19 protein-coding genes and 2 pseudogenes are annotated in these 26,630 nt (G+C 66.5%); 18 read left to right on the top strand and 3 right to left on the bottom strand.

Annotated features, from left to right (window positions below):
- Positions 1–71 precede the first annotated feature (71 nt).
- The 14 genes and pseudogenes from ACNANG_RS23050 (at position 72) to ACNANG_RS22985 (ending at position 18,448) form a co-directional block, all read left to right on the top strand.
- A complete protein-coding gene (locus tag ACNANG_RS23050; protein WP_420224960.1) occupies positions 72–1,307 on the top strand; it encodes a PAS domain-containing protein in 1,236 nt (411 codons plus the stop codon).
- Positions 1,301–1,921: an ATP-binding protein gene (locus ACNANG_RS23045; protein ID WP_420224959.1), complete on the top strand. Its 621-nt coding sequence runs from the start codon at positions 1,301–1,303 to the stop codon at positions 1,919–1,921. The genes ACNANG_RS23050 and ACNANG_RS23045 overlap by 7 nt, the downstream gene beginning before the upstream one ends.
- Positions 1,852–2,613, top strand: coding sequence for a response regulator (locus ACNANG_RS23040; RefSeq protein ID WP_420224958.1), 762 nt, complete (start codon positions 1,852–1,854; stop codon positions 2,611–2,613). The genes ACNANG_RS23045 and ACNANG_RS23040 overlap by 70 nt, the downstream gene beginning before the upstream one ends.
- A gap of 118 nt (positions 2,614–2,731) precedes the next feature.
- Positions 2,732–5,046 (top strand): annotated as a pseudogene (locus ACNANG_RS23035) (bifunctional diguanylate cyclase/phosphodiesterase).
- A 505-nt stretch (positions 5,047–5,551) separates the two neighbouring features.
- Positions 5,552–5,953: a cellulose biosynthesis protein BcsP gene (bcsP, locus tag ACNANG_RS23030; protein ID WP_420224957.1), complete on the top strand. Its 402-nt coding sequence runs from the start codon at positions 5,552–5,554 to the stop codon at positions 5,951–5,953.
- Positions 5,950–8,161, top strand: a pseudogene (gene bcsA, locus ACNANG_RS23025) (UDP-forming cellulose synthase catalytic subunit). The gene bcsP and the pseudogene bcsA overlap by 4 nt, the downstream one beginning before the upstream one ends.
- Positions 8,162–8,233: 72 nt before the next feature.
- On the top strand, positions 8,234–10,456 hold the full coding sequence (gene bcsB / locus ACNANG_RS23020) for a cellulose biosynthesis cyclic di-GMP-binding regulatory protein BcsB (protein WP_420224956.1): 2,223 nt from the start codon (positions 8,234–8,236) through the stop codon (positions 10,454–10,456).
- Between the two features lies 1 nt (position 10,457).
- Positions 10,458–11,885 carry a tetratricopeptide repeat protein gene (locus ACNANG_RS23015; protein WP_420224955.1) on the top strand — a complete coding sequence of 476 codons (1,428 nt, stop codon included), beginning with the start codon at positions 10,458–10,460 and terminating at the stop codon, positions 11,883–11,885.
- Positions 11,837–13,282 carry a tetratricopeptide repeat protein gene (locus ACNANG_RS23010; RefSeq protein ID WP_420224954.1) on the top strand — a complete coding sequence of 482 codons (1,446 nt, stop codon included), beginning with the start codon at positions 11,837–11,839 and terminating at the stop codon, positions 13,280–13,282. Before ACNANG_RS23015 ends, ACNANG_RS23010 begins: the two co-directional genes overlap by 49 nt.
- Complete coding sequence (locus ACNANG_RS23005; RefSeq protein ID WP_420224953.1) at positions 13,252–14,376, top strand: cellulose synthase subunit BcsC-related outer membrane protein; 1,125 nt, start codon at positions 13,252–13,254, stop codon at positions 14,374–14,376. Before ACNANG_RS23010 ends, ACNANG_RS23005 begins: the two co-directional genes overlap by 31 nt.
- Before the next feature lie 39 nt (positions 14,377–14,415).
- A complete protein-coding gene (locus ACNANG_RS23000; RefSeq protein ID WP_420224952.1) occupies positions 14,416–15,060 on the top strand; it encodes an SGNH/GDSL hydrolase family protein in 645 nt (214 codons plus the stop codon).
- Entirely contained in the window at positions 15,057–15,887 is an 831-nt protein-coding gene (locus ACNANG_RS22995) for an alginate O-acetyltransferase AlgF (protein ID WP_420224951.1), read from the top strand. Before ACNANG_RS23000 ends, ACNANG_RS22995 begins: the two co-directional genes overlap by 4 nt.
- Before the next feature lie 25 nt (positions 15,888–15,912).
- On the top strand, positions 15,913–17,319 hold the full coding sequence (locus ACNANG_RS22990) for an MBOAT family O-acyltransferase (protein WP_420224950.1): 1,407 nt from the start codon (positions 15,913–15,915) through the stop codon (positions 17,317–17,319).
- Positions 17,320–17,359: 40 nt separating this feature from the next.
- Positions 17,360–18,448, top strand: coding sequence for an alginate O-acetyltransferase AlgX-related protein (locus ACNANG_RS22985; protein WP_420224949.1), 1,089 nt, complete (start codon positions 17,360–17,362; stop codon positions 18,446–18,448).
- Positions 18,449–18,614: 166 nt separating this feature from the next.
- Here ACNANG_RS22985 and ACNANG_RS22980 read toward each other — a convergent pair whose 3' ends face one another.
- Positions 18,615–19,250 (bottom strand): TetR/AcrR family transcriptional regulator, encoded by a 636-nt coding sequence (locus tag ACNANG_RS22980; protein WP_420224948.1) that lies wholly within the window; start codon positions 19,248–19,250, stop codon positions 18,615–18,617.
- 512 nt (positions 19,251–19,762) lie between these two features.
- On the opposite strand from ACNANG_RS22980, the gene ACNANG_RS22975 reads away from it, so the two are divergent.
- From ACNANG_RS22975 to ACNANG_RS22960, 4 genes are read left to right on the top strand one after another with little or no spacing between them, the layout of a single operon-like run.
- Positions 19,763–20,824: a BMP family protein gene (locus ACNANG_RS22975; protein WP_420224947.1), complete on the top strand. Its 1,062-nt coding sequence runs from the start codon at positions 19,763–19,765 to the stop codon at positions 20,822–20,824.
- Positions 20,825–20,873: 49 nt separating this feature from the next.
- Positions 20,874–22,391: an ABC transporter ATP-binding protein gene (locus ACNANG_RS22970; RefSeq protein WP_420224946.1), complete on the top strand. Its 1,518-nt coding sequence runs from the start codon at positions 20,874–20,876 to the stop codon at positions 22,389–22,391.
- Complete coding sequence (locus ACNANG_RS22965) at positions 22,388–23,437, top strand: ABC transporter permease (protein WP_420224945.1); 1,050 nt, start codon at positions 22,388–22,390, stop codon at positions 23,435–23,437. Before ACNANG_RS22970 ends, ACNANG_RS22965 begins: the two co-directional genes overlap by 4 nt.
- On the top strand, positions 23,437–24,363 hold the full coding sequence (locus ACNANG_RS22960) for an ABC transporter permease (protein WP_420224944.1): 927 nt from the start codon (positions 23,437–23,439) through the stop codon (positions 24,361–24,363). Before ACNANG_RS22965 ends, ACNANG_RS22960 begins: the two co-directional genes overlap by 1 nt.
- A 72-nt stretch (positions 24,364–24,435) precedes the next feature.
- Here ACNANG_RS22960 and ACNANG_RS22955 read toward each other — a convergent pair whose 3' ends face one another.
- Positions 24,436–25,659, bottom strand: a complete 1,224-nt coding sequence (locus ACNANG_RS22955) for a CaiB/BaiF CoA transferase family protein (protein WP_420224943.1) — start codon at positions 25,657–25,659, stop codon at positions 24,436–24,438.
- The gene (locus tag ACNANG_RS22950; protein WP_420224942.1) at positions 25,656–26,624 is read right to left on the bottom strand and encodes a MaoC/PaaZ C-terminal domain-containing protein; all 969 of its coding nucleotides are present in this window, start codon (positions 26,622–26,624) and stop codon (positions 25,656–25,658) included. Before ACNANG_RS22950 ends, ACNANG_RS22955 begins: the two co-directional genes overlap by 4 nt.
- Between the last annotated feature and the right edge of the window lie 6 nt (positions 26,625–26,630).

The raw sequence follows: 26,630 nt of genomic DNA, 5'->3' as shown, positions 1-26,630 counted from the left end.
TCCCGGGTTTGCCTTTAGAATTGCCCCGCCGCGTTCCTGTCCTGGCATCTGCTCGAGGTCCCCTACTTTCTATGCACGGCGTCAATTTCCAAGCGCTTTTCAATGCGTCGCCCAATGCCTACCTGTTGATGAACCGCCAGTTCGTCATCGTAGGGGCCAACCAGACTTATCTGCGCGTGACAGGCCGAACGCTCGAAGACCTGGTCGGCCTCCGCATTTTCGATGCCTTCCCCAGCCACGATGCCACCGGCCAGCTCGACGCCAACGGGCTGGCGTTGCAGGATTCGCTGCGCCGCGCCGTCGACCTGCGCAAGCGCGACGAACTGCCTTACATCCACTACGCGATCGCGCGCAGCACGGATGCGGGCGATATCGTTGAAGACCGCTACTGGAGCGCCACGCATACCCCGCTGTTCGACATCGAAGGCGAAGTCGAATACGTGCTGCAGCATACCGAGGACATCACCGAGATCCAGGTGATGCGCAAGGAACTGCGCGCCACCCGCATGGACCAGGAAGACGCCGAACCCCGTGCGCCGGGCTCGGTGGAAAGCCGGGTACTTCGCCGAGCCAGGGTGGTGCAGGAGGCGAACCAGATCCTGCAGGCCGAAGCGTCGCATCTGCGCCGGCTGTTCGAAGAAGCGCCCGGGTTCATGTGCTTCCTGCAAGGCCCCAACCACGTCTACCAGATCGCCAACACCGCCTATTTCGAGCTGATCGGACGCGATGACGTGCTGGGCAAGCCCATCCGTGTCGCTTTGCCCGACCTGGCGGGCCAGGGCATGTTCGAAATGCTGGACAAGGCCTTTGCCGATGGCCAGGCGTTCGTGGGCATCGACCTGCCCGTACGATTCCACCGCAACGGCGGCGATGCGCTGACGCAGCGCTACGTCGACGTGGTGTGCCAGCCCGTGATCGAGCCGGATGGCAGCGTATCGGGCATCTTCGTCCAGGGCAGCGACGTGACCCAGCGCAAGCTGGCGCAGGAAGAATTGGTGCGGCATCGCGAGCATCTGGAACTGCTGGTGGAAGAGCGCACGGCGGAACTCGAAGCCAGCGAAGCCCAGCGGCGCCAGGCGCTGAAAATGGAAGCGGTCGGCCGGCTGACGGGCGGCATTGCGCATGACTTCAACAACGTCCTGCAAGTGATCGGAGGAAACCTGCAACTGCTGCGGCAGTTCGTGGACACCGATGACCGCGCGTCGCGCCGCCTGGCGTCGGCCATGAGCGGCGTCGACCGGGGGCCAAGCTGGCCTCGCAACTGCTGTCGTTCGCGCGCAAGCAGCCGCTGGAACCGGTGGTGCTGAACGCCGGCGTGCTGTTGAACAGCATGGACGACATCCTGCGCCGCGCGCTGGGCGAAACGATCGAACTCGAAACCGTGATCGCCGGCGGATTGTGGAATGTCCATGTCGATCGCAATCAGCTGGAAAACGCGCTGCTGAATCTGGCGATCAATGCGCGCGACGCCATGGACGGCGACGGCCGCATCACGCTCGAGACCAACAACGCAAGCCTGGACGATGCCTACGCGACCGTGCACGAGGAAGTGACGCCGGGGCAGTACGTGATGATTGCCGTGTCGGACACCGGCACCGGCATGAGCGACGACGTCATGGCGCGCGCCTTCGAACCCTTTTTCACGACCAAACCCGACGGCAAGGGCTCGGGCCTGGGCCTGAGCATGGTCTACGGCTTCGTCAAGCAGAGCGGCGGGCATCTCAAGATCTATTCCGAGATCGGCCACGGATCCACGATCAAGATGTACCTGCCCCGGGTACACGCGATGGAAGATGTCTCGCGGCCTGCCTTCGAAGGCGCCGCGACGGGGGCACCGAAACCGTGCTCGTCGTGGAAGACGATCCGGCCGTGCGCGCGACGGCCGTCGACCTGCTGGTCGAACTGGGCTACCACGTCCTGAAGGCGCACGATGCGCAAAGCGCGTTGGCGGTCATCGACAGCGGCGTTCCGATCGACGTGCTGTTCACCGACGTGGTCATGCCCGGGCCGATCCGCAGCCCGGAACTGGCGCGGCGAGCCAAGGCCATGCAGCCGCGGATCGAAGTGCTGTTCACGTCGGGCTATACCGAAAACGCCATCGTCCACGGTGGCCGTCTGGATCCTGGCGTGGCGCTGCTCAGCAAGCCCTACCGCCGCGATGATCTGGCGCGCAAACTGCGGCACGTGCTGGCGGGACGCGAGCACGTCGAGCAGGCCCAGGTGGCATTGAACAACATGCCCGCCGTGCAGATCCTGCCCGGCACGCCGGTCCGGGTGCTCGTGGTGGAAGACAACGCCGACGCACTGGCAGCTACCCTTGAAATCCTGGACTACCTGGGCTACCCGGCCGAGGGCGCCGCCACGGCCGAAGCCGCGATGGACCTGATGGCCGCGCAACGCTTCGACGTGCTGCTGGCCGATGTGGAGCTGGCGGGAACGTCGGGTGTGGACCTGGCGATGCGCGCGCGGGAGCAGTACGGCGTGCGGGTCGTGTTCGCCAGCGGCTACCCGGCGCGGGAAACACCGATCGCCGACGCACCGTGGCTGCAGAAGCCGTTCACCATCGACGACGTGTCGTCCCTGCTGATCCGGCTCTCCGCCTTGCCCCGGTAGCCAGGGCAAAGCGGGCCACAACCCCGGGCTTGTCCCCATAGTTTTATTTACACAGGCCAAACGCAGGATGGCCGAATCAGGACACAATAGATGATCCGGATTCGACCAAGCCCCCTGCATGAGCGCCACTCCGCCCCACGTTGAACGCGCCTTGACGGGCCTGCCCGGCCGGCGCGCGCATCCGGGCAGGTGGCTGACCATCGCGGGTGGCGCGCTGATTGCCGCCATCCTGATTGCGGCCCTGTCGCTGGTGGTGAACCTGCAGCACCGGGTCGTTGCCGGCAAGTCGCAGGAACTGGCCAACCTGGCGCTGGTGCTGGCGCAGGATACCGAGCGGGCTTTCCAGGCGCTCGAAACCGTCCAGACCAGCCTGGTGGAACGCCTGCGCAATGAAGGTATCAATACACCCGAAGCGTTCGATTTCCGGATCCGCGAACGGGACGTCTACGGCTTGCTGCGCGACCGGCTGGACAACCTGCCCTATGTCGATGCCCTGACGCTGATCAACCAGCAGGGCGACCTGGGCAACTTCAGCCGCTATCAGCCCACGCCGCCGGTCAATGTGGCGGACCGCGATTACTACAAGACGCTCATGGCCGATCCGGACATGGAAAGCTACCTGAGCGCACCGGTCGAAAACCGGGGCACCGGCACCTGGACGATCTACCTTGCGCGCAAATTCTCGTCGCGCGACGGCGAAGCGCTGGGCCTGATCCTGGGCGCCATGCGGCTGGATTACTTTGCCCGCTTCTACAGCACCATCAACGTGGGCAAGGGCGGCGCGATCAGCCTGTTCCGCGCCGATGGCACCCTGCTGGTGCGCCATCCTTCCGTATCCGGGACCATCGGCACCCGCACCGGACCCAGGGCCAGAGGTCAGGCGATGGCCCTGGCGGCAGCCCAGCCGGGCGCTCCCACCGCGACAAATCTGATCAGCCCCATCGACGGCGAGCAGCGGCTGACGGCCATCCGCGCGCTGGATCGCTATCCCGTCACCGTCGCCGTCAGCACCACGCTTGCGTCCGTTGACGCGGCATGGCGGCCCGAAGCCCTGGTGATCGGGATCGCCGCCATTCTGCTGTGTCTGATCCTGGCCGCCTGCGTGATGCTCGGGCGGCGGCAACTCGACGCCCACCATGCGCTGACCAGCGCCGCCAACCACATTGCCCGGCATGACGCGCTGACCGGCTTGCCCAACCGGGTGCTGTTCACCGAAAGGCTGCGCGGGCTCGTAGGCGCACCGCTGCCCACGCCGGTCGCACTGCTCCTGATCGATCTGGATTACTTCAAGTCGGTCAACGACACACTGGGTCACCCGGCCGGAGACGCCCTGCTCAAGCTGATCGCGGCCCGTCTGGTCGACTGCGCCGGGCCCAACAACCTGGTCACCCGTCTGGGCGGCGATGAATTCGCCGTCGTCCTGATGGACGCCAGCGCCCCCGGCGCGGCCGAACGCATGGCACAGGCCGTGGTCGACGCGATTGCGCAGCCTTGCAAGCTCGATGGCAACCAGGTCGTCACGTCGGCAAGCATTGGCATCACGCTGGCGCCCGAACATGGCACCGATGCCGATCAGTTGCTCAAGAATGCCGACCTGGCGCTGTACCGCGCCAAGGCGGACGGCCGCGGCAGTTGGCGCGTGTTCGAATGGTCGATGCAGCAGGCCGTGCAGGCGCGGCGCAATGTCGAAATGGCGCTGCGTGACGCCTTGTCGGCCGAAGGGTTCGAAGTGTTCTATCAGCCCGTTCTGGCCAACCAGAGCGGTACGTTGTGCGGCTTCGAAGCCCTGTTGCGGTGGAAACACCCGGGCACCGGCGCCCCGCCCCCTCCGAATTCATTCCGATCGCCGAAGAAACGGGGCTGATCGTTCCCATGGGCCGCTGGGTGCTCGAACAGGCCTGCCGGGCCGCCGCCACCTGGCCCGATCCGGTCCGGGTCGCCGTCAATGTGTCGGCCTGCCAGTTCCTGAGCGGCGACCTGGTGCAACATGTTCGCAACGCCCTGACGGCCTCGAAGCTGCCCGCCCATCGGCTCGAACTGGAAATGACCGAGACCGTGCTGCTGCGCGAAGACGCCCAGGTGCGCACTACGCTCGACCAGCTTCATCTGCTCGGCGTCAGCATTGCGCTCGACGATTTTGGCACCGGCTATTCATCGCTCAGTTACCTGAGGCGCTTTCCGGCCGACCGGATCAAGATCGACATTTCCTTCGTTACCGACATCTGCGAGAACGAAGAGTCCGCCCGCATCGTGCGCGCCGTGGTCGACCTGGCGCGCAGCCTGGGGATGTCAACCACGGCGGAAGGCGTCGAAACACTGGCTCAGTGGAACCGTCTGAAGGCGGCCGGATGCGACGAGATCCAGGGCTTCTACGTGGGCAGGCCGGGGCCGCTTGCGTCGACGTATGCCCACTTCGAAGCGGCAGCACGGTAAAAATAAGTGGTGCTGTTCTCTTGATTGACAAAGCTGCCGCCAAGGCCAGAGCTGACTCGAGCCGAGACTTTTTGACTCCCTTTGCAACCAGATGTTGCTAAAGATAAGCATTTCCGTTACATTTGCTTGATGCCCGACTCACCCATCTGACAGCGGGCGTATTTAGACGCAAGGTCATGCTCCAAGAATACGTGCCGGAAGCACGTAGCTCCGCCTTTGCCAGACGGTAATCCTGTCATATGGTCGTCTCTTCCGCTCTTCCCGTCGCGCTTCCGCCTGCGCGGTCCGCCCCAACGTTTCGTCCCTCCCCCGCTTTGCCTGGTCGGTCCTGCTTCAGTCTGGCCGTCACCCCGCGCGCCCTGTCTGCCCTGTACTTCCGGCACGCGGCGCCGCGCCTGAACAGCTGATTCCTCTCGCTGCGGCTTGACCACCCCCTGCCGATGGCCGTGGGTGCGCGACGCATGACCCTCCCACCCGGCACTGGACGACGCGCTCGATGAGCCACATGAACGACATTCCCGAACTGTACAGACGCTTCGACGGCAATGCAGGCGACTACCAGGAAGTGCGGCGCGGCGACCTGGCGGCCGACGCGCAGCAGCGCTGGCCGCTGGTGGCGGCCATGGCGTCGGCGCGTGTCGTCATGCCGCCCAGCGTGATCGGCGTCGAGGCCGTGGAGGATGACGCGCGCCAGAACATGGCGATAGCGGCAGTGCCCGAGGCTGCGGGACACACGGCCACCGCACCTTGCGCCAGCATCGGGGTCGCAGGCCCGACGCCCGGCCAAGACCTCGTGCGCGCTTCATCCTGGCTGACATCATCCCGGCTGACATCATCCCGGCGGACGTCGTTGCTGGCCCGGCTGGCCACGGCATGGCGCACCTTCCACAACGAGGGGCGTTCATGATGGCGCCCCGCCTTTCGCGGGCGGCGGCGCGCGCCGGCAAGACGATCCATGGCGCGCTTATCACACGCCTCTGGCAGCCGCGGCCAGTGCGGACAACTGTCGCACTGCTCGGCGCCGCCATGTTCACCATCGCGGTCATTACGCCACTGGACCTCGTTTCGCAGTGGGTGTTTTCCGGCTTTGCGATCGTCGTGGCGCTGGTGCTGCGCCGCATGCCAGGGCGCGGCGTCACGATCGCCATGGTGCTGCTGTCGATCACGATATCGCTGCGCTACCTGTATTGGCGGCTCACCGCCACGATCGGCTTTACCGAGACCGTGGACATGCTGTTCGGCTATGGCCTGCTGCTGGCCGAGAGTTATGCGCTGGCAGTGCTGGTGCTGGGATACATGCAAACGATCTGGCCCTTGCACCGCGAGCCGGTGGCCCTGCCGGCCGACACGTCAACCTGGCCCGCCATCGACGTGCTGATCCCGACCTTCAATGAACCGCTGGAAGTGGTCAAACAATCGGTTCTGACCTCGCTGTCGATCGACTGGCCACGCGACCGGATCCGCATCTTTGTGCTCGACGACGGCCGACGCGTGGAATTCCGCGATTTTTGCGAGCAGGTTGGCGTGGGGTACATCACCCGCGACAACAACCGCCATGCCAAGGCCGGCAACCTGAACCACGCACTTGCCCAGACTAGCGGCGAATACGTGGCGATCTTCGATTGCGATCACATCCCGACGCGATCCTTCCTGCAGATCTGCATGGGCTGGTTCCTGAAGGACGCCAAGCTGGCCATGCTGCAGACGCCGCACTTTCTTTTCGCCCGATCCCTTCGAAAAGAACCTGAATACCTTCCGCACCGTGCCCAACGAAGGCGAGCTGTTCTATGGCCTGGTGCAGGACGGCAACGACCTGTGGAACGCGGCATTCTTTTGCGGATCGTGCGCGGTCCTGCGCCGTGCGCCGCTGATGGAAGTCGGAGGCATTGCGACCGAAACCGTGACGGAAGACGCGCACACGGCGCTCAAGCTGAACCGCCGCGGCTACAACACCGCGTACCTGGCCGTGCCGCAGGCGGCGGGGCTGGCCACCGAAAACCTGTCGCGGCACATCGGCCAGCGCATTCGCTGGGCGCGTGGCATGGCGCAAATCTGCCGGGTCGACAACCCGCTGCGCGGCAAAGGGCTGACACTGGCCCAGCGCTTGTGCTACCTGAACGCGATGCTGCATTTTTTCTACGGGCTGCCACGGCTGGTATTCCTGACCGCGCCGCTGGCTTTCCTGTTCTTTGATGCACACGTGTTCCAGGCCACTGCGTTGATGATCTCGGCCTACGGCCTGCCCCACCTCTTCCACGCCAACATCACCAACTCGCGCATGCAGGGGCGCTTTCGCCACTCATTCTGGAACGAGGTGTACGAGTCGGTGCTGGCCTGGTACATCTTTCGCCCGGCGATGCTGGCGGTGCTCAATCCCAAGCTCGGCGCGTTCAACGTGACCGCCAAGGGAGGGACGATAGCGGGCACCTATTTCGACTGGGACATGGCGCGGCCCTACATCGTGCTGCTGTGCCTGAACGTGGCGGGCATGCTGGCGGGCTTGGGCCTGCTGATCTTCGGCAGCAATGACCTGGACGGCATCTTCACCATTTGCATCAACCTGCTCTGGACGCTCTACAACATCATCATCACGAGCGCGAGCGTGGCGGTCGCAAAGGAAACCAAGCAGATCCGCACCCAGCCGCGCGTGGCCGCGCGCTTGCCCGCCATGATCCGCTTCCCAAGCGGCAAGACCATTGCATGCAGCACCAGCGACTATTCCGCCAATGGGCTGGGCATGACGATGCCCGACAACTTTCCGCCGGTCGCGCATGGGACGGCGCTGCGCATCTCGCTGTTCCGCGGCCAGGAAGAACGCGACTTTCCGGCGACCGCCGTGTTTTCACAAGGCAGTCGGCTCGGCGTCCGCTTCGATGATCTGACCATCCAGGAACAGATCGAACTGGCCGAGATGACCTTTGCGCGTGCCGATACCTGGGCTCGCGTGTGGGGTCAGGCCACGCCGGATACGCCATGGTTCGCCTTCAAGTCCGTCACGCGCATCGGCATGGTCGGCATTTCCCAGTTGCTGCGCGACGTGGCCGGCGTGATCCGTCACCGCCTGCGCCCCGTCACCTCCGATTTCACGTTTACCCCTCGAGGCACCGATGATTGACCGGCACTATTTCGGGCAACGCCCCGCCCTGGCTCGAAGCGTGCGGCCCAGGGCCGCCTTGCTGTGCAAGGGGTGCGCAGCGCGTTGCGGACCGTGATGTGCGGCGTGTGGCTGGCGACCGCCATGGCGCCGGCGTGGGCCGCAGGCGACGACCGCCTGCCCGATGGATCGCGCCGCTACCAGCTCAGCCTCAAGCAGCTGGGCGCGGCTGGCACGCTGGCGTTGCGCGGCGTGGAAGGCAGCAACACGGTGCCCTTCAGCGTGCGGACGGACGAGGTCGTGTCGGCCGCGCGCCTGCGCCTGACCTATGCGTATTCGCCGGCTCTGCTGGCCGACCTGTCGCATATCAATGTACTGGTCAATGGCGAAGTCGCGGCCAGCCTGCCGGTCCCGAAGGAAGCGGCAGGCACGCGCCAGGAACGTGTCATCGACATTCCCGCGCGCCTGATCACCGAATTCAATCGGCTGACTTTTCAATTGATCGGCCACTACACGATGCAGTGCGAAAACCCGCTGCATTCGAGTCTGTGGGCAACCATCAGCACTGACAGCACGCTGGAATTGACCGTTGCCCCGCTGCCGCTGAAGAACGACCTGGGCTTGCTGCCCGTGCCCTTCTTCGACCCGCGTGATGCGCGCCGCCTGACGCTGCCCATCGTGCTGCCCGCCGCGCCCGACAACGCCAGCCTGGAAGCGGCCGGCACGCTGTCGTCGTGGTTCGGCGCGATGGCGGGCTATCGGGGCGCGGTGTTCCCGGCCAGCCTGGGCCAGATTCCGCGGCAAGGAAACGCGATTGTGCTGATGAACGGGGGCAGCCTGCCCGGCATCGACGTGCCGCCGCTGTCCGGCCCGACCGTGGCGATCGTTGCGAATCCCAACGATCCGGCCAGCAAGCTGCTGCTGATCATGGGCCGCGACAGCAGCCAGCTCAAGACAGCGGCCAAAGCGGTTGCAGTCGGCAACCAGGCGTTGTCGGGTGCCATGGCCACGATTACCGACTTCAAGGCGCTGGCGCCGCGCGAGCCCTACGACGCGCCGCGCTGGCTTCGCACCGATCGCCCAGTCAAGCTGGGCGAGCTGGCCCGCGCCCAGAACCTGAACGTGAGCGGCTATACGCCCGATGCGATCCGCATCCCCCTGGCCGCGCCGCCCGATCTGTTCGCATGGCGCGAACGCGCGGTGCCCGTGCGCTTGAACTATCGGTACACACCGCGCCCCGCACGCGACAAGTCGACCCTGAACGTGGCCGTCGATGGCGCGTTCGTCAGCGCGCTGCCCATCCTGACGGCTGCGGTGACCGACAATCCCGCGACCGGGACCGCGGTGACCGATGGCACCCTGGTCGCCACCGGCAAGGTGAATGTCCCGCTGGCGATGATCACGCCGCAATCGCAACTGCAGCTCAATTACTTCTACGACTACACAAAAAAGAACGAATGCGAAGACGTGTTGATCGACAACATGCGCGGCGCGATCGCCGAAGACTCCACGATCGATCTCACAGGCTCTCCGCATTTCATTGCCATGCCTGACCTGAACGCATTCCGCAACAGCGGGTTTCCGTTCACACGGCTGGCCGATCTGTCGCAAACGGGCGTGGTACTGGCGGGCAATGCCGGCCAGCCAGAGATCGGCGCGTACCTGACCCTGCTGGGCCGCATGGGCGCATCCACCGGCTATCCCGCCACCGATGTGACGGTGGTTCGCGCGGATCAGGTCGACAGCGTGTCGAACAAAGACCTGCTGGTCATCAGCGCGGGCCGTGACCAAGCCCTGCTCAAGACCTGGTCGTCTTCCTTGCCCTTCGGTCTGGAGGGCAGCAAGCGCTACACCCTGTCCGACCTGGTCTACCGCGTGATGGGATGGTTGGGCAGTGGCATGCGCCCGGCCGAGCGCGACGCACGTATCGACATGGCGGTGGCGAGCGACAGCACCGACGCCGTATTCGCGGGATTCGAATCTCCGGTCAGCAACGGCCGCAGCGTCGTGGTGATGTCGAGCAACCGAGCCGATGGCCTGCTCGATGCCGTCAACGCGTTGATGACGCAGGATGCCGATCCACAGAATCAGATCCGGGGCGGCCTGGCCATCGTGCGCGGTACGAAGGTGGACAGCCTGGTCGATCAGCCAACCTACCACGTAGGCCGGCTACCGCCCCTGATGGGGCTGCAGTGGTACCTGAGCCAGAACCCGTTGATGCTGGGCCTGTTTGCCTTCGTGGGCATCGGTTTGCTCGCAGGCGTCGCCTATCTTGCCTTGCGTTCCGTGGCGCGCCGCCGCCTTGGCGGAAACTGATATGCGGTCACGCCACACCACCCTGGTAGTCAGTCTGCTGGCGGCCCTGGCGCAGCAGCCGGCGACCGCGCAGTCACAGCCGATCAGGCAATTGATCGAGCAGGGGCAGTACTGGGCGTCGCGGGGCGATGACGAGCGCGCCGCCGAGGCATGGGGCCGCGTGCTGCGCAGCGACCCGGATCAGCCGGACGCATTGTATGGCTTGGCGATCATCGAGCTTGGCCACAAACGCATGGCCGAGGGCCAGAAGATCCTGGACCAACTCAAACGCATGCATCCCGACAGTCCGCTGGCGGCCCGGCTGGAACAGGAGATCACCCTGCGCAGCGGCGATGCGCCACGGCAGATCGACAAGGCGCGGGAGCTGGCGCAGGCCGGCGACCTGGATGGCGCGGTGGCCCAGTACCGGTCCGCGCTGGCTGGCAAGGCGCCGCAAGGTCCGATGGCGCTCGAGTACTACCAGACGCTGGGCCATACCGCGACCGGCTGGGAAGAAGCGCGCCGCGGCCTGGAGCAGTTTGCCAGGCAGTCCCCCGGCGATTACCAGGTCAAGCTGGCGCTGGGCCAGTTGTTGACCCACCGCGAAGCCACTCGTGCCGCGGGCATCCGTCAGTTGCAGTCGCTGTCGACGCGGGCGGATGTGGGCGGGGTCGCGACCGAAAGCTGGCGGCAGGCCTTGAGCTGGATGGGCACGCCGGCACGGCCTCCAAAGGACGCAGCCCGCGACCGTACAACGGCAAGGGACGCGGCACGCGACCGCGTGACGGCAGGCTTTCGCGCCATCGAAGGCAATGACCTGACGCTGGCCGAAAGCCACCTGCAAGCCGTGCTATCCGCGCAACCCGATAACGCCGACGCCTTGGGCGGCATGGGCGTCATTCGCCTGCGCCAGGAACGGTTTGTCGAAGCGCGCGACCTGCTGCAGAAGGCGCAGCGCCGGGCACGAGGCGCGCGTTGGACGCAAGTGCTGGACACCGCCACGTACTGGGCGCTGGTGCAGCAAGGCGACGCCGCTGACAACGCCGGCAACACCACGGAAGCATCCCGACTGCTGACCCAGGCGATCCAGCTCGACACCCGGGAAACGACGGCCGATACCTTGCTCGGCCACGTGCAGGCGCGGCAAGGACTGTGGACCGCGGCCGAATCGACCTTCCGGTCGGTGCTAGCCCGCCGCGAGAACGATGCCGAGGCGACGCGCGGCCTCATCCACGTGCTGAGCCAGAACGGCAAGGCAGACGAAGCACTGCGCCTGGCCGAACGCCTGCCGCCCGAACAACAGAACCAGCTGGGCAACCTGGGCCAGTTGCGCGCGCGCAAGGCGCTGGACGCGGCCAGGACGGCCGCCGAACGGGGGATGACAACGCCGCGCGCACGGCATTGCAGGAGGCGCTTCTGTTCGACCCGAGCGACCCCTGGCTGCGCCTGACGCTGGCCCGTCTGTACCTGAAGACCGGCGCGATCGACGACGCGCGGGGCCTGGTCGACGGCCTGCTGGTCTCGCACCCCGACATGCCCGACGCCCTGCATGCCAGTGCCCTGATCGATGCCGACACCCGGGAATGGCAGCGCGCATCGGCCAGCCTGGAACGCATTCCAGCGGCCCGCCGCAACGCCGCGATCACTGCCCTGCAGCGCCGCGTGACGGTCCACCTGCTGACCGGCAATGCGTCGGCGCTGGGCAGGCAACGGCGCGCGCAGGAAGCCTATACACAGCTGGCCCAGGCCGAATCGATCGCAGGCAACGACAGCGAATTGATAGGCGCCGTGGCGTCGTCGTATGCCGATCTGGGCGATGCGCCGCGCGCTGTCGGCGTCATGCGCCAGCTGATGGCGCGCAGTGTCAACAACCGGAATGTCGACGTGCAACTGGCCTACGCCGGCCTGCTGTTGCGGACCCGGCAGGACGTCGAGCTGGCCGGGATACTGCGTCAGTTGCAGCCGCAAACGATGACCAGCGCCCAGATGCAATCGTTCCAGGACATCCGCAACGTCTACACGATCCGTCAGGCCGACGTGTTGCGCGGACGCGGCGATCTGGTAGGCGCCTATGACGTCATCAAGCCCGTGCTGGCGTACCGGCCCGATGATGCCGCCGCGCTGGCCGCGCTGGCGCGCATGTACGCCGACTCGGGCAACGGGGCCAAGGCGCAGGAACTCTATACCCGCGTGCTTCGCGACGCGCCCGACCGCGTCGAAGCGCTGCTGGGAGCCGCGTCGGCGGCGGCGATGGCAAAGGACACGGCGCTTGCGGACACGATGCTGGAACGGGCCCTGAAAGTCGCGCCCGCTGACCAGGATGTGCTGGCCACGGCTGCGCGCATCTACACGTCCCAGGGCCGCACGGCCCGGGCAGAACAGATGTTGAAGGCGGCCATTGCGCTGCAGACGCTACCCGCTGTGCCAACGCAACCTGCCCTGGCGGAGATGGCTGTGCCCATGGCCGAGATCGACGACAACCCGTTCGCCAGGCCGGGCGCGGTACGCCCGCTGGGCCCGAGCCAGCCGCTGTCCGCGGTCACGCTTTCCGCCGGCCCCGCGGTGGCCGGTCGTCTTCCGGGTCAGGCAGCAGGCCGCCCGGTGGCCGACTATGTGGGTGCCGCTCTGTCCGCGCCGCTGATGGACGAGGCGTCTACACCCCCTCGGGCGCGCCGGCTGGCGTCCTGCAGCATGAACGCATCCTCCCGCCCGTCGCTCCTTTGCCGGTCGACGCGCGGGCCGGCAACCGCAGCTTGCAGGATCAGCTGTCCGAGATCCAGCAGCTCCGCAGTCCGGGCGCCGACCTGGGTGCAGGCGTGCGCACCCGCAAAGGCGAAGACGGCATGAGCCGGCTGTCGGACGTGAAAACGCCGGTGGAGATCACCTTTCCGGTCGGTGACGGCAAGGCAGCCCTTCGCGTCACGCCGGTCAGCGTGTCCGCCGGCGCGGTTGGCACCGACCATGCGTCATCCAGCCGCTTTGGCGGCGGGCCGGTCGCCGCGGCGGCGCAGGCCGCGGGCACCGTGGGCACGGCCGGCTCACAACGGCAGCAGGGCACCGGCCTGGCGTTTGGCTACACCCAAGGCAGGGTCGATGCCGACATTGGCACCACCCCCTTGGGATTCGAACACAGCCGGCTGATCGGCGGCATCAAGCTGCAGGGCGCGTTATCGGACCGGGTGTCCAACCAGCTGGACGTGTCGCGCCGCGCCGTGACGGACAGCGTGCTGTCGTTTGCCGGCACGCGCGACGACCGCACCGGAAAGAGCTGGGGCGGCGTCACCGCCACGGGCGCGCGCTACCTGATCGGGGCCGACCGCGGCGGCACAGGGGTGTACGGCGCCGTTGGCTACGCCAGCTTGAATGGCACGAACGTGGTGTCCAACTCGCGGCTGGAAGGCGGCGTGGGCGTCTACACCCGTGTCATCGACGCGCCGGGACAACGCCTGACCACCGGCCTGAACCTGACCGCCCTGGCCTTCGACAAGAATCTGCGCTACTTCACCCATGGCCACGGCGGCTATTTCAGCCCCCAGCGATTCGTGTCCTTGAGCGTGCCGCTGACCTGGGCACGGACGCAGGACCGCCTGACCTACCAGGTGGGCGGATCGCTGGGCCTTCAGCACTTCCGGGAAGACGGCGCCGACTATTTTCCCGGCGATGCCGCCGCCCAGTCGGCGGCCGCCGGCGCGGCCACCGCTGCGGGATCCGGCAACGCCACCTACACCGGCCAGAGCAAGACGGGCCTGGGCTACCACCTGGCCGCCGCCCTCGAATACCGTCTGACTCCGCATCTGGTCGCCGGCGGCAACCTGGGTCTGGACAACGCGTCGGATTACCGGCAGTTCGTCGGCAAGCTCTACCTGCGCTATCGCATGCATCCCCTGGCCGGCCCGCTGCCACTGCCCGTGGCGCCCTTCCGTTCGCCGTACGGCGATTGAATTCATCAGACATCTTTGTGATTTGCACCAGGAGCCATCATGGGTCTACTTCTTGCCGGACTGTCGGTCCTCATCATCGGCGACAGCCACCTTGCCACCCCCAACTACCTGATCAGCACACTGCACGACGACTTGTCCAGGCGGGGCGCGGTCGTGCATACCCTAGGCATCTGCGGCACGAATGCGGGCGACTGGCTCAAGGCGACGCCAGGCACCTGCGGCGGCGCGGAACGGATCGGCGCCGGCAAGGTGACGCTGCTGGGCAGCAATGCAGCCACCCGTCCGATCGCTCAACTGATCGAGCAGGAAAAGCCCGGTCTGGTGGTGGTCGTGATGGGGGACACCATGGCTGCCTATGACAAGCCGACCTTTCCAAAGACGTGGGCCTGGCAACAGGTGACGGGGCTGACGGGCGCCATCGCGGCAACCGGCGCCAAGTGTGTATGGGTCGGCCCGGCCTGGGGCAGCGAAGGCGGCAAATACGGCAAGACCTATGCGCGTGCCGAACTCATGTCTGCCTTCCTGGCCGCCAATGCCGCGCCGTGCAGCTATGTCGATTCGCTCAAGCTGTCCACGAAGGGTCAGTGGACCACGATCGATGGCCAGCATCTGACCACGATGGGGTACCAGCACTGGGGCGCCGCGATCGGCAAGGCCATTGCCAATCTGCCGGCGGCCAAATGATGTCAGGGGTAGCCTGGCTGTTGGCGTCTGCCGCGCGGCTGCGGAGCCTGCTGAATGCGGCGCCGCGGGCGGGCGCAGCACGGCGCCAAGCTGGCCTGCTGAAGGCTGTGCTGCTGAAGGCTGGCCTGCTCAAGGCGGGCCTGCTAAACGCTGTCCTGGTGCATGCCATGCTCGTGGGCGCATCGACGTCCGCCCACGCGGCAGAGATCGCGCTCTACGACACCGGCCCTGCGCAAGATGCGGCATTCGTACGGTTCGTCAACGCGGGAGCCCTGCCGGTAGAAGTCACTGCAGCGGGTGGCAAGGCAAAGCTGGCGCTGAACCTTGCCAAGCCCGCGTCCGATTACCTGCCGGTGCGGGGAGGCAGCGCGGTCAAGGGCGCCATAGGAACTGGCGCGCATTCCGCAGCCATCGACGTGACGATTGCGCCCGGAGAATTTGTGACGGTGATCGGCGTGCCGGCGGCCAACGCACTCACGCTCCAGATCCTGCGCGATGCGCCGGACGACTTCAATGCGCTCAAGTCCGCCCTGACCTTCTACAGCGCCGCCCCTGCATGCGCCAAAGCCGGCCTGCAGGTCGCCGGCAGGGCCGTGGACCTGTTTCGCGACGTCGCGCTCGCCTCCACCGCGCGCCGCCTGATCAACCCGGTCGCCCTGTCGGTGCAATTGGTCTGCAACGGCAAGCCAAGCGGCGCGCCGGTATCCCTGGGCGCGCTCGCCGCCGGGCAGCGGTACAGCGTGTTCGCGGTGCCCGCCGTGCCCGCCGCGCCCGCGGCAGGCACCGGCGCACGCCTGATCGCCGCCACCGACATCGTCGCGCGATAGTCGTCAGTTCCTGCCGGTCGTCCGCATGGTCTTTGCTTCGCTCGAATTCCTGACGCTGTTTCTGCCCGCGTTCCTGGTCGTCTATGCACTCTCGCCGGCGCGATGGCGCAATGCCGTGCTGCTCGTGGCCAGTTGGTGGTTCTATGGCTGGTGGAGCCCGATGCTGCTGGTGCTGTTCATCGCGTTGACCCTGGTGGGATGGGTGGGAGGCCTGGCGATCGCGCATACCCGCAACGACAGGCAGCGCATGGGTACGCTTATCGTATTTGTTGCCCTCAACCTGGGCATACTGTGCTGGTTCAAGTACGCCAACATCGTGGTCGAGACCTTCCATTCGCTACGACTCGGATATGGCGCCCTGCCGCCTGAATGGGAACGCGTGGTGCTGCCGATCGGGCTCTCATTCATCGTGCTGCAGTCCCTGTCCTACCTGATCGACGTGCAGCGCCGTGACGTCGACGCCGACCGCAGCTTCATCCAGTTCGGCGCCTATCAGGCCATGTTCGTGCACCTGATCGCCGGGCCCATCATCCGCTATGCATGGGTGCGCAAGGAACTGCGTTCCCGCACGGTGGACTGGGCGCAATTCGGGACAGGCGCGCGCCGCTTCATGATCGGAATGAGCATGAAAGTACTCGTGGCCGACACCCTGGCGCCGCTGGTCGACCTGGCGTTTGCGTTGCCCACGCCGTCCTTGGCCGACGCGTGGCTGGGCTGCCTGGCCTACGGTCTGCAACTGTTCTTCGACTTTGCAGGCTACAGCGCCATGGCCATCGGGCTGGGCCTGATGCTGGGCTTTCACTTCCCCGAAAACTTTAACCGTCCTTACCTTGCGCGCAGCATCCAGGACTTCTGGCGCCGCTGGCATCTGTCCTTGTCGACCTGGCTGCGTGACTACCTCTACATCCCGCTGGGCGGCAACCGGCTTGGCGCCCTGCGCACATATGTGAACCTGCTGCTGACCATGTCGATCGCGGGCCTCTGGCATGGCGGCGACAACTGGAATTTTCTTTTGTGGGGCATTGCGCACGGCCTGGCGCTGGCGGGTGCACGGCTCTGGAAGGATGCCCACCTGCCCGCGGTGCCGGCCCTGCTGTCCCGAGCGTTGACCCTGGCTTTCGTGATGCTGGCGTGGACATTGTTCCGCGCGCACGACTTCGATGCGGCGCTGGCCATGTATCGCGGCCAATTCGGGATGAACGGCGTCGGGCTGACCAGCGGCCTGGCCTTTGCCACACGGCCCGCGCATGTGCTGGCCATTGCGCTTGGCATCCTATGCGTGATCGCTCCAGCGCAGACGCGGCTCCGTCATCGCGTGCCACCGCGCGTCCTGGCCTTTCTTGACGCCGCCTGGCCGGTGTCCGGCTTCGTGCTGTCCTTCGGACTGATCACCAGCCGCGGCGCCGTTCCCTTCCTGTACTTCCAATTCTGATGTCGTTGCGCTAATGCCTGTTTCTCGTCCCCGCCATGTCGTGTCCCCGTTGGCCGGCGTCTGCTTCGTACTGTTCCTGGCAGGCGCGGCGGTGTCGAACGCAATTGGTGTCATCGTCAACGATGTCCCGATCACGCGGCAGCCGGTCACCCTGCCCGCGTTTCTGGATGGGCGCGTCACCAAGGACATTGCGGGGCAGCTTGCGGAAGCGCCCCTGCCGGCAATCGCGGCGCGTATCGAGCGCGCCGCCAGCTGGCTGGCGATCGGCGACCTGGGCCCCCGCGTGCGCGAGGGCTGCCCGGGCTGGCTCTTTCTGTCCGACGAAATGGCCGTGCAGACCGATGGCGCATCCAACGCCTCCGCGCGCGCGCAGACGGTCGCCCGGGTCGCGCACCGGCTGCGGTCGCAGGACATCGACCTGATGGTCGCAGTCGTGCCCGACAAGAGCCGGATCGGCGAGCGGCATCTGTGCGGGTTGCTGCGCGCGCCTGAACTGGCCGGGCGCGTACGCCAGTGGGTCGCGCAGCTCAACGCGGCAGGCGTGCCCGCCATGGACCTGACCGACGCGATGGAGGCGCCACCTACGGACACTTTCCTGCGTACCGACACGCACTGGAATGAAGCCGGCGCGCAAGCCGCAGCCGCCGCTGTGGCGGCGCGTCTGCTTGCGTGGCACGATGCGCCGGTCCGGCTGGGATCGCGTGCGCAGGTCACGCGGACCGTGGCAAGCCCCTTGCCGCGCCCGGGCGACCTCGTGCGCCTGGCCGGCATCGACGGCTTGCCGATGGCCTGGCAGCCCCCGCAGGACACCGTGGCCGAATCGACCTTCGTTGTCGAGGCGGACCCCGCCGCGCTTGATGAGGCCGCCTTGTTCGGCGATGACGCGCTGCCTACCCTGGCGCTGATCGGCACATCGTTTTCGCGCACGTCGAATTTCGTGGGTTACCTGCAGATGGGCCTGCAGGCCCAGGTCGCCAACGCCGCGCGCGATGGCGGTGAATTCGCGGGTGCGGCGGCGGCCTACTTCGCCAGCCCCGCCTTCACACAGACGCCGCCCAAACTTGTTGTGTGGGAAATACCGGAGCGGTCCTTGCAGCGGCCACTGGCGGGCGAGCCGGCGCTGGACTGAACGGCCCCACCCCTGCAATCCGCAAGGCAGCCATGCGGCACCGGCGGCACCGGCGGCAGTAGGCGGCGGTAGGCAGCATGCGCGAGGCGGCGGCACCGCTCAACCGAACCGCGCCCCCAGGCCCGCCGTCACTCGCGGCAGGCGGGGCCCCGCCCACCCGAACCGCTTACCCGAACTGCGCGCCCAGCCCCGCCGTCACGAACGCCGTCAGGTGCTTGACCATATACCTGTACTGGACGGCATTGGCGTCGGTGACCGCGCCATGCTGATGCACCCAACGGGCCACGACATGCAGGATCTGATCCCGCAGCATCCGCATACGCAGCACATAGCAGCTGTCGGGCATGACGGGCGCAAGCGCGCGCGCCATCCGTTCAAGCCGCGTCATGGCGGAAAAGCAGGCCGGATCGATGACCGCTTCATACCTCCACTTCGGATTGAGCATGGCCTGGCTGGCAACGATCACATGGTGCGCCCCCCACGGTGCGCTGGCCACGTGGTCGCACAGCTCGGCGATGCAAGCGTGCGTCAACTCATGGAGGTCATGGGCAAGGCCTGACGCTTCCAGTCGGTCCAGCCGCGCATGCCGCCCCTGATCGATCTGGCGCAGACGCCGCTCCAGCACCGCCACCACCAGGCTTTCGCGCGACCCGAAGTGATAGTGCGCCGCCGACAGATTTTTCTGGCCGCTCGCTCGCACGATTTCCCGCATCGACACGTGGTCGATACCGCGTTCGGCGAACAGCGCCTCCGCCGCGTCCATCAGCAGGGTGGGGGTATCAGGCGGGGCGTCAGGGATCAAGGCGACGTGGCATCCAGAATGAGTCAGTGCGGGCAGCAAGCCAGGCATGGCGGGCGGCGTCGTGACCGGCGATCAGGTCGGAGAAAAGCCGGGCCCCATGATGGCCAACGCGGAAGGAAGACACAGGGAACACAGCCGCGGACCCTGCAGCTAATTCACCCGTCTTAGTCTTGCGGCCGCGTGACCCAGCACATGTCGTGGACCCTACAGAGCAAAATCAGGGCCAGCATCCCTGGCTGTCAAAGCGCGCCGACGACCTGCGCCGGCATCCCGATCCGGCAGGCAATGAGGGCAATCGTGGTGCATGAGCGTGCCTGGCCGCGCCATCGCGGTGCACCGCCGGGCTCGCTGTCGAAGCGTTGGCTCAGTCGCCGTCCAGGCGCGGCCAGTGGCATGGATTCTGCTTAATCTAATTCACGCGAATTAGGTCGGCGATCGTTGACAACGTCAACTACCCACGACCCTGTCCGCCCCGACTTCAGGCACTTCCTCCGTCCCTTCAAGGAACCACCATGTCCCGTTCGCCTGCTTCCCGCCCCGTTGCCCAAGCGCTTCCTTCTCTGTTTACCGCGCAGCGCCTGTTCGCCGCCGTGATCGTCGCGGCTGCCGCCGCCACGGCGTTTGCGCCGCAGGCGCACGCTGCCGACAAGGTCGCGATGCTGTTGCCGGGGTCGATCAATGACCAGAGCTGGAACGCCGCAGGGTTTGGCGCGGTGGGCAAGCTCAAAGCCGCGGGTGACGAGGTGGCGTTTTCCGAAAACGTGGCGCCCGCCGATCGCATCGAGGCCATGAAGGACTATGCGCGCCGTGGCTACACGTCCATCATCGGGCACTCGGGCAGCTTCCTGTCGGCCGCACAACGCGTCGGTCCGGAATTCGACAAGGTCACGTTCATCATCGGGTCGGGCGGTGCGGGCGCAGGCAAGAACGTGGTCTCGGTCGACTACGACAATGCGCAGATGGGCTACCTGATGGGCGTGCTGGCGGCGCGTCTGTCCAAGAGCAACAAGGTAGGCTCGGTCAACGGGCTGGAAGGTCTGCCCAACGTGGTCCAGCAGGTCGGCGGCTTTCGCCAGGGCGTCAAGAGCGTCAAGCCCACGGCCGAAGTCAAGGTCATCTACATCAAGGACATGGAAGACGCCGCGATGGCGAAAGAAGCCGCGCTGGCCCTGATCTCGGGCGGCGCCGACTTCGTGTTCGGCAAGTTGAATGCCGGCCAGAACGGCATCGTGCAGGCCGCAAAGGAAAAGAAGGTGTACACCAGCGGCCGGTCGTTCGCCCATGCCGACATGGCGCCCGAGCAGGTCGTCACCACCATTGTCGAAAAGTGGCCCGACATGTACCTGGCGGCCACGCGCGACGCGTCGGCCGGCAAGCTGAAGCCTGGCCTGACCATGTACGGGTACGAAGCGCCGGGCGGACCAGGCGCGGACCTGATGTTTGCCAAGGACATGCCCTACGGCAAGGCCGTGCCCAAAGACGTGGTGGCCGAACTGGAAGCCATCAAGAAAAAATTTGCGTCGGGCGCGCTCAAGCTTGATGTGAAAAAAGAAGACGCGCGCGGCGGCGTCTGATCGCTGTCCGGCCCGTTTCCCTTCCTTTCCTTTCACGAGCACGCCAACCATGTCGACCATGCTGGAAATGCGCGGCATTTCCAAGACCTACGGCGCGGTGCGCGCCAATCGCGACATCGACCTGACGGTCCAGCGGGGCGAGATCGTCGGCCTGCTCGGTGAAAACGGGTCGGGCAAAAGCACCTTGATGAAGATCCTGTTCGGCATGGTGCGGCCCGACACAGGCGGCATCGTGTACCAGGGCCGCGAACTGGCCGCGGGCTCGCCCAAGGGCGCGCTGGATGCCGGCATCGCCATGATCCACCAGCACTTCACGCTGGTGGAAGCAATGACCGTGACCGACAACCTGATGCTCGGCATGCAAGGCGGAGGCGCGTGGCTTGCCCCAGCCGCGATGGCCGAGCGCATTCGCGACGCAGGGGAGCGGTACGGCCTGACCATCGATCCCGACGCACGGGTCGAGTCGCTGGCATTGGGCGAGAAGCAGCGTGTCGAGATCCTGAAGGCAATGTTGCGGGGCGCGGATCTGCTGATTCTGGATGAACCGACGTCCATCCTGTCGCCCCCCGAGATCGCGCAACTATTGGACTTTCTCAAACGCTTTCGCGCCGAAGGCCGGTCCGTCATCTTCATTACCCACAAACTGGGTGAGGTGCTGGAAGTGGCCGACCAGGTGGTGGTCCTGCGTGATGGCCAGGTGGTGGGCGCGCAATCCACGCAAGGCGCCACACGGGAATCGCTCGCACGCCTGATGGTGGGCCGCGATCCGGCGCCTGCCGCGGCGCGTGTCGATACACCGCCAGGACGCGAACGCCTGCGCGTTGAAGGACTGTCGGCGCGTGATGCCAGCGGCGTGCAACGGCTGAAAGACGTCAGCTTTACGCTCCGGGCCGGCGAAGTCCTGGCTATCGCCGGTATCGATGGCAACGGCCAGGGTGAACTGGCGGATACGTTGGCCGGCATGACCCGCGCAAGCGGCGGCGCCGTGTTCCTGGACGGCGTGGACATCACCCGGGGCAGCGCGCGATCGCGGCTGGCCGCCGGCATCGCGTATCTGCCGGCCGACCGGTCAGGCACCAGCCTGGTCCAGGCCATGAGCCTGGAAGACAATCTCATGCTGCGCGACGCCGGGCAGGCGCCCTACTCGCGCGCCGGCGTCATCGATCGCGGCGCGGCGCGGCGGATCGCCAGGGAACGTCTGGCGCAATTCAATGTGCGCGCGGCGTCGGCAAGGGTGCCGGCCCGCACGCTGTCGGGCGGCAATCAGCAGAAGGTCGCGCTGGCCCGGGAAATCGGCCGCGCGCCCGACATCCTGATCGCCTTCCAGCCCACCTGGGGCCTGGACCCGGACTCGACGCGCTTCGTAATCCAGCGCGTGCTGGCGCTGCGCGATGCGGGCGGGGCCGTCATCTACTTGTCGTCCGAGCTTGAAGAAGTGCTGGCCGTGGGCGACCGCATCGCGGTGCTGTCCGAAGGCACGCTGGTGGACATCGTGGACCGCAAGGACGCGGATATCGAACGACTGGGCCTGGCGCTTGCCGGCAGCGCCAGCAAGAAGGTGGCATGAATACATTAGGAGCCCGGTTTCCGGGTGTGGCGCGCCGCGCCCAGCCTTTGCTGCGCGCGGTGGCGTCGGTTGCGCTGGCGCTGGTCATCACTTCCATGCTGATCCTGATGGCCGGCAAGAATCCCATCGAAGCCTATGGCCATATGGTCATGGGCGCGTTCGGCTCGTGGGACCGGGTAATTGTCGGTCTCAACAAAACCACGCCCTATCTGTTGTGCGCGGTGGGCATCGCCCTGTGTTTTCGCGGACAGGTCATCAATATTGGCGCGGAAGGGCAACTGGCCATGGGCGGCATCGGTGCCGCGGTGGTGGCGCTGACCTGGAGCACCCTGCCCGCCTGGGCAATGATTCCGCTGTGTCTGGCGGCCGGCGCGCTGGGCGGCGCGGGTTGGGCCGGCATCGCGGCCACGATACGCGTCACGCGAGGCGTGCACGAAGTGCTGGTCACCCTGCTGATGAATTTCGTGGCCTTGCTGATCGTGGCCGAAGTGCTGCATGGAGAAATGGGCGAAGTCGGCGCGGGCTTTCCGCAAACGCCCTTGTTCGAAAGCGCGGCCTGGCTGCCCAAACTGATTCCCGGCACCGACCTGCACATCGGCATTGTGCTGGCCGTGGTGGCGGCCCTGACAGCCAGCTTCGTGCTTTGGCGAACCACGCTTGGTTTTCGCTGGCGGCTGGCGGGCGCAAGCCCGTCGGCCGCGCGTTACGCCGGCGTGTCGGCAGGCCGCGTGATGTTCGGGCTGATGGCATCGGCTGGCGCACTCGCCGGGCTTGCAGGCGCGATCGAATGCCTGGGTGTGCACTACCGGCTGATCGAAGGCTTTTCGGCCGGCTTCGGTTTCAACGCCGTGGCCATCGCGCTCATGGGTGCGCTCAACCCCTTGTACGTCCTGCCGGCCGCACTGTTCTTCGGCTTCCTTGAAACCGGTGCATTGGCCATGCAACGCCAGATCGGCGTGCCCTCTTCACTGGTGCTGGTCATCCAGGGCCTCACGATGGTGTTCGTGTTGTGCGCCATTGGCCGGTCCGACGCGGAGAAAATCTGATGGACGCGCTGTTCGTGACGGACTTTTTGGCAGCCAGCATTCGTATCGCGACGCCGCTCGCGCTCGCTGCCTTGGGCGGCATCCTGTCCGAACGCGGCGGCACGTTTGCCGTCGGGCTGGAAGGACAGATGCTGACCGGCGCGTTCTTTGGCGTGATCGCCACCTTCCTGCTGGGTCACATCGGCTGGGGCCTGGCGGCGGCGGCGCTGGGCGGCATGGGCCTGGCCCTGCTGGTCGCCACGGCCACCGTGCGCTTTCACACGGAACACATGGTGACAGGCATTGCGTCGAACATCCTGGCGCTGGGCCTGACCAGCTTCATGTTGCGCGCCCTGGTCGGCCAGGGTCAGGCGCCGGTGATCCGCATCCCGACGCTGGACGCCTGGTCCGTGCCCTATCTGTCCGATCTGCCGGTCATCGGCCCTTTGCTCTTCACCCAGCCGCCGCTCACTTACCTGACCGTGCTGGCCATCGTGCCGGTGTCGCTGTTCCTGTTCCGCACGCGCGCCGGTCTGACCTTGCGCGCCGTGGGCGAGAATCCGCAAGCCGCCTTTGCAGCAGGCGCGCGGCCCGACCGGGTAAGGATGGCGGCAATCGTGGCGGGGGGCGCCTTTGCCGGACTCGCCGGCGCTGTCCTGTCCTTGCAGCAGGTAGGCACCTTTACCGATGGCATGACCAGCGGCCGCGGCTACCTGGTGCTGGCGGCGATCATCGTGGGCCGGTGGATGCCGCTCGGGACCCTGGCGGCCTGCCTGGTGTTTGGCGGGGCCGAGGCGCTGTCGCTGCGGGTACAGGCCTTCAGCCTCCCGGTGTCGTCGTATGTGATCCAGATGCTGCCGTACCTGGCGGCGCTGGCCGTGCTGGCGGGCCTGGGGCGGTCGGCCCGGCTGCCGGCCGCCATCGGAAAACCGTTCCGGCAGGGCTAGGCGAGGACCAAGGGTGCGGCCGCGGCGTTGCCCACCCCGCGGAAGGAACCGCGGCCAGCAGCGCCAGGGCTGTCATCGGCCCAGCCGCCGGCGCCGCTCCGCATCATCCATCCCCAGCACTTCTTCCAGCACCTGCGCGGTGTGCTCGCCCAGCCTGGGCGGCGCGTGGCGGTACGCCACCGGCGTTTCGGAAAACCGCAAGGGGCTAGCCGTCACCGGCGCGGTGGTGCCGGCGGGATGCGGCATGTCGACTCGCAACCCGCGCGCCTTGACCTGGGGGTCGTCGAACACCTGCCCGATGTCGTTGATGGGTCCGCACGGCACGCCGACCGCTTCGAGCCGCGCCAGCCAGTCGTCCCGCCGGCCCTGCTTCATGATGTCGGTCAGCAGGCCGACCAGCACATCACGATTGATCACGCGCCGCCGGTTGTCGATGAATCGCTCGTCTTCCGCCAGTTGCGGCGCGCCGATCGCGCGACAATAGGCGCGGTACTGACTGTCGTTGCCGGTCGCAACGATCAGGTGCCCGTCGGATGCCGCGAATACCTGGTATGGCACCACGTTCTGATGCGCGTTGCCTGCCCGCTGCGGCGCCACGCCACTGGTAAAGAAATTGGAGTTCTGATTGGCCAGCAAGGCCACGTGGCAATCGAGCAGCGAGATGTCCAGATGCTGCCCCAGGCCGCTGCGGCTGCGCTCGGTCAGGGCGGCAAGAATCGCCACGCTGGCATACATGCCAGTGACGATATCGGTCACGGCCACGCCGGCCTTCTGGGGACCGGCGCCCGGCAGGCCATCCCGCTCGCCGGTGATGCTCATCAACCCGCCCATCCCCTGGATCATGAAGTCGTATCCCGGGCGCGTTGCGTACGGGCCATCCTGCCCGAAGCCGGTGATCGAGCAATACACCAGCGCAGGATTGAGCGCGTTCAGACTTGCGTAGTCAAGGCCGTATCGGGCCAGCCCGCCCACCTTGAAATTTTCGACCACCACATCGCAATGGCAGGCCAGTTCACGCAGGACTTGCGCACCCGCTGGCGTGGCCATGTCGATTTCGATCGACCGCTTGTTGCGGTTGGTGCTCAGGTAATAGGCGGCCTCGGTCGTGTCCTTGCCGTCGGCATCCTTCATGTACGGCGGGCCCCAGCCGCGCGTGTCATCCCCTGCGCCTGGCCGTTCGACCTTGATCACATCGGCGCCCAGGTCAGCCAGATTCTGCGTGCACCAGGGGCCGGCCAGGATGCGGCTTAGGTCCAGCACACGAATGCCATCGAGCGGCGCACGGCGGGCGGTCATGCGGCCTCCCGGCGCGTCGATGCAGGCGTGGCCGGATCCCTTGCGGATCGATCCTGCGCGCTTGCGTCACGCGCGGAATCATCATGCGCCGCCCGATCCCGCGTCGCGCATTCATACGCCGCCGTGCCATGGCTGAGCGCGACCACGTCGCGTTCCGCCACGCGCGCACGGAAGCGCACGACACCCGGCCCGTCATCCCACAGATCGAACACCAGCGTTTCGCCGGGATACACGGGCGACGAAAAACGCGCGTCCAGTTGGCGCAGCCGGCTTGCGTCGTAGTCACAACGTTCACGCACGATCGCATGCGCGGCCATGCCGAACGATGCCAGCCCATGCAGGATGGGGCGCGGATAGCCCGCGGCCTGCGCCACCGCCGGGTCCACATGCAAGGGATTGGGATCGGCGCTCAGGCGGTAGATCAGCGCGGCCCGGGGCGAGACCGGCAGGCTGGCCGAGGCATCGGCCGGACGATCCGGCGTTGCGGGAAGCGGCGGCGGCGGGGCATCCCCTTGGCCAAAGCCGCCATCGCCACGGCAGAAGGTGGACTGCGTCAGCGTCGCCAGGCAGACGCCGTCATGGCTCAACACGTTGCGTTCGACAACCACAATGGCTCCCTTGTCGGCACCCTTGTCAATGACATGGGTGATGCGGCTTCGGCCCACCACCTCGCCTTCGGGTGGCAAGGGCGCATGGATGCGCAGGCGCTGTTCGCCGTGCACCAGCCGAACCCAGTCGATGCCGGCGCGCGGATCGCGCATCCAGAAGCCAGGATAGCCCAGCACCACGCTCATGGTCGGGAACGCCGCCAGGCCGTCCTCGTACACATAGTGCAGCTGCCGCGTGTCGGACGGATCCTCGCCCAGGCCGATGCCCAGGGCGTACAGCATGGTGTCTTTGGCCGTATAGCGCTGCGGCACGTCGGGAAATTCCCAGTGTTTCAGGGTCGCGTAATCGAGAGGCATGATGGA

The sequence above is a fragment of the Pigmentiphaga litoralis genome (assembly GCF_048632615.1).
GTDB lineage: Bacteria > Pseudomonadota > Gammaproteobacteria > Burkholderiales > Burkholderiaceae_B > Pigmentiphaga > Pigmentiphaga litoralis_B.
This window is presented reverse-complemented; position numbering and strand designations above follow the sequence as displayed.